At 69.6% G+C, this 2,935-nt stretch carries 4 protein-coding genes; 3 read left to right on the top strand and 1 reads right to left on the bottom strand.

Annotation, left to right across the window (positions count from 1 at the left end):
• On the bottom strand, window positions 1-549 hold a 549-nt coding region (locus JWR81_RS30340; RefSeq protein WP_297660741.1), incomplete at its 3' end, for a hypothetical protein.
• 282 nt (window positions 550-831) lie between these two features.
• On the opposite strand from JWR81_RS30340, the gene JWR81_RS30335 reads away from it, so the two are divergent.
• From JWR81_RS30335 to JWR81_RS30325, 3 genes are all read left to right on the top strand, one after another.
• Window positions 832-1,533 carry a Crp/Fnr family transcriptional regulator gene (locus JWR81_RS30335; RefSeq protein WP_297660730.1) on the top strand — a complete coding sequence of 234 codons (702 nt, stop codon included), beginning with the start codon at window positions 832-834 and terminating at the stop codon, window positions 1,531-1,533.
• Between the two features lie 81 nt (window positions 1,534-1,614).
• Window positions 1,615-2,076, top strand: coding sequence for a cupin domain-containing protein (locus JWR81_RS30330; RefSeq protein ID WP_297660727.1), 462 nt, complete (start codon window positions 1,615-1,617; stop codon window positions 2,074-2,076).
• A gap of 420 nt (window positions 2,077-2,496) precedes the next feature.
• Window positions 2,497-2,935 (top strand): epoxide hydrolase (locus JWR81_RS30325; protein WP_297660724.1); only part of this gene is annotated, 439 nt, incomplete at its 3' end.

The following is a 2,935-nucleotide window of genomic DNA, read 5'->3' as shown; positions in this document are numbered from 1 at the left end:
GGGGCTCGCTGGTCGCTGGCGCTTCTTGGTCCCCATCAGCCCACGGGGCGTGTAGGACGGCCCGAGCTCTGACGGCGGTGGCGGGACGTGCGGTCGGGCCGCACGGATCTGCCGGGCCCGCTCCCGCGCAGCTTCTGCTTGAGCTACGAAGAACGCAGTCCGAGCAGCGAGTTCATCGACCGACGGGGCAGGCGGTACGGAGGCGGGCGACGCGACTGGAGTGGTCCTCTTGCGCCGTTGAACGATCAGGAACGGGGTGGCGATCAGCAGCAACGCCGCGAGAACCGCAAGGCTGATCTGCCAGAACTTCACAACGGCATACACCAGGAGAATCAGTGCGAATATCAGCACGAGGACGGCACCCACATCGGGCCCGCTGTTCTTGCGTCGCCGGGTCCGGCCGCCCACCCGTCCCCCGACCCGGACGCCTGGGAAGATCGGCACGCTGATCCAGAGCCCCACGTGCAGCACGTCGTCGCCGATCATCAGCACGTTACGGAAGAGACGGCCCTCGCTGGGCGGCCAGGTCTCCGGGATGGGGGCGTCCACCTCCGGCCCGGGTGCGGCCGTCGGTCCGGCCTACCAGGCCCCTCTCCCAGGAAGCGTCACCGATTCATTGAGCCAGTTTCGCTACGCGGTGCAGCCGTCCAGGCCGTCGACCGCGCGGCATACGCGGCCTCGCGCACTGTCCGCTCCATCCGCCCTGGACATTCCCCACCGAGACGGGTTGGTTTCGGTGTGTGCCCGCGCCTCGCATCACATCCCCGACCCCGCAGCACGGCCGGGCCGACGACGATCAGGCGGCCGTCGTTCGTGAAACCGGGAGAGCACATGGATGACCGAGGCGTTCCCGTCTGGCCGCTTATCCGAGGGCTCACAGAGTACGACCGGGACGAGCTGCTCGGGATGGGGCGCCGCCGCCGATACCGGCGCGACGAGGTCGTATTCCACGAGGGGGATCGAGCGGATTCGGTTCATCTCATCGAGCGCGGGCATGTCGCCTCGTGCGCCTTCCTCGAGACCGGGGAAACCGTCACCTACCGTGTGTTCGGGCCGGGCGAGACGTTCGGGCTTCTCGCACTTCAGTCGGGCACGGCCCACCGCTACGGGACCACGATCGCCCTGGACGAAGCGGTGACGGTGATGATCGACGCCGATCACCTGCGCTCGCGTTGCCTGGGTAACGCAGCCATGGGGCAAGTGCTGATCGACCTACTTGCCACCGAGGTCCGGGCCTTTGCCGCCGCGTTGGTCGAAGCGCTCTTCGTACCCGTCGAGATCAGGGTGCTGCGCCGGCTGACTGCCCTGGCCCAGCTCTACGGCCAGGGCAAAGCCGGCACCGTCATCCCGCTCACCCAGGAGGGACTGGCCGGCTTGGCGGGCACCTCTCGAGCCAGTGTCAGCAGGGTTCTCAAGGGCCTAGAAACAGCACGCATCGTCGAACGTCGACGGTCGGCCGTCGTCGTCGACGATCCCGAGGCGCTGGCGTGGGCCGCGACGCGCGCCCCGAGGGACTCAACGTCACCACCGTGACACTTGGAGCGTCACCTCGACGCGCGACAGCGCCACCACATCGGCGGAGGCTGAGGGGACGGTTCGACGAGAGGAGTCGAGATGTCCGACAAGGGAATCATCCGCCAGCCGGGCGAGGCGAATGGAGTCTGGCTGAAGGGAACCCAAGTACTGTTTCTCAACGGGGCCGGGGATGCGGATGGCGGCTCGGCGTTCGAGATGAGAGCCGCTCCCGGCTTCGATACCGGCGCCCATCGGCACAGCCGCATCGAGGAGTACTTCTACGTCGTTGACGGTGAGATCGAAGCCAGAGCCGGAGAACGCAGCGTCGTCGGCGGTCCAGGTACCTTCGTATTCGTGCCGAAGGGCATGGCCCACTCGATCGCCAACCGCAGCCCGCTACCGGCCACTTTCATCTTCTTCACCTCTCCGCCCGGCCACGAACGCTACTTCCAGGACCTCGCCGACGTTCTGGCCATCGACGGGCCCCCCGACATCGATGCCATCGCCGCCGTTCGGGCCCGCTACGACACCGAGCAGATCTCCACGCTCCGCACCGGCTGAAGACCAGCGCAAAGCTGGACGGAGGCCGCTTTTGTGGTTGTCCGGACATGTATCGCTCCGTCCGGCTGTTTACGGGGTTCGCGGTCGCTACGTGGTCGCGATCAACCGCCATCGCGCAACGCTTCCTCGATCCGACGCCGCGAGGCGTCCTCCCGGCCCGCGATGCACTTGGCGTAGACCCGCAGCAGGACGTCCAGGCTGCGCCCCGCCCCAGGCGGCCACCTGAGGGGCCGGGATGCCGCTGTTGAGCCACGTGCAGACCGCGGCGGGCGGAGGTCGTACGGACGGCGTGCGAGCGGTGAAGCCGCCTGCTGCTCGCTCAGAGCCGCCGTCCTGCGTGCCCGACCCAGGCCCGCCGTACAGCCAGCTTGGATCGGCGAGGTCCCGTAGTAGCGCGGCGCGGCCCGTAGGGTGGGTCTCATGCCGGACGCCCGGCCCCGCCCCGAGCCGTTCACCTCGCAGACCGCCCCCGCGGCGCTCGAGGACCTCCGCGCGCGGCTGCGCGCGACGCGCTGGCCGGACACGCCTGAGGACGCCGGGTGGTCGCTCGGGACCGACCTCGCCTACCTCCGCGAGCTCGTCGCCTACTGGGCGGACGGGTTCGACTGGCCGGCGCAGGAGGCGGCGCTGGGCCGGCTCCCCCGCTTCCGCGTCCCGCTCGGCGGCCTCGGGATCCACTTCGTGCACGTCCGGGCCCCCGCGCCGGCCGGGCCCGTCCTGCCGCTGGTCCTGTGCCACGGCTGGCCGGACTCGTTCTGGCGCTACGCGAAGGTCATCCCCCTGCTCACCGACCCCGGCGCGCACGGCGCCGACCCCGCCGACGCGTTCGACGTGGTCGTGCCCGACATGCCGGGCTTCG

The sequence above is a fragment of the Pseudonocardia sp. genome (assembly GCF_025965585.1).
In the GTDB taxonomy this organism is placed as follows: Bacteria; Actinomycetota; Actinomycetes; order Mycobacteriales; family Pseudonocardiaceae; genus Pseudonocardia.
This window is presented reverse-complemented; position numbering and strand designations above follow the sequence as displayed.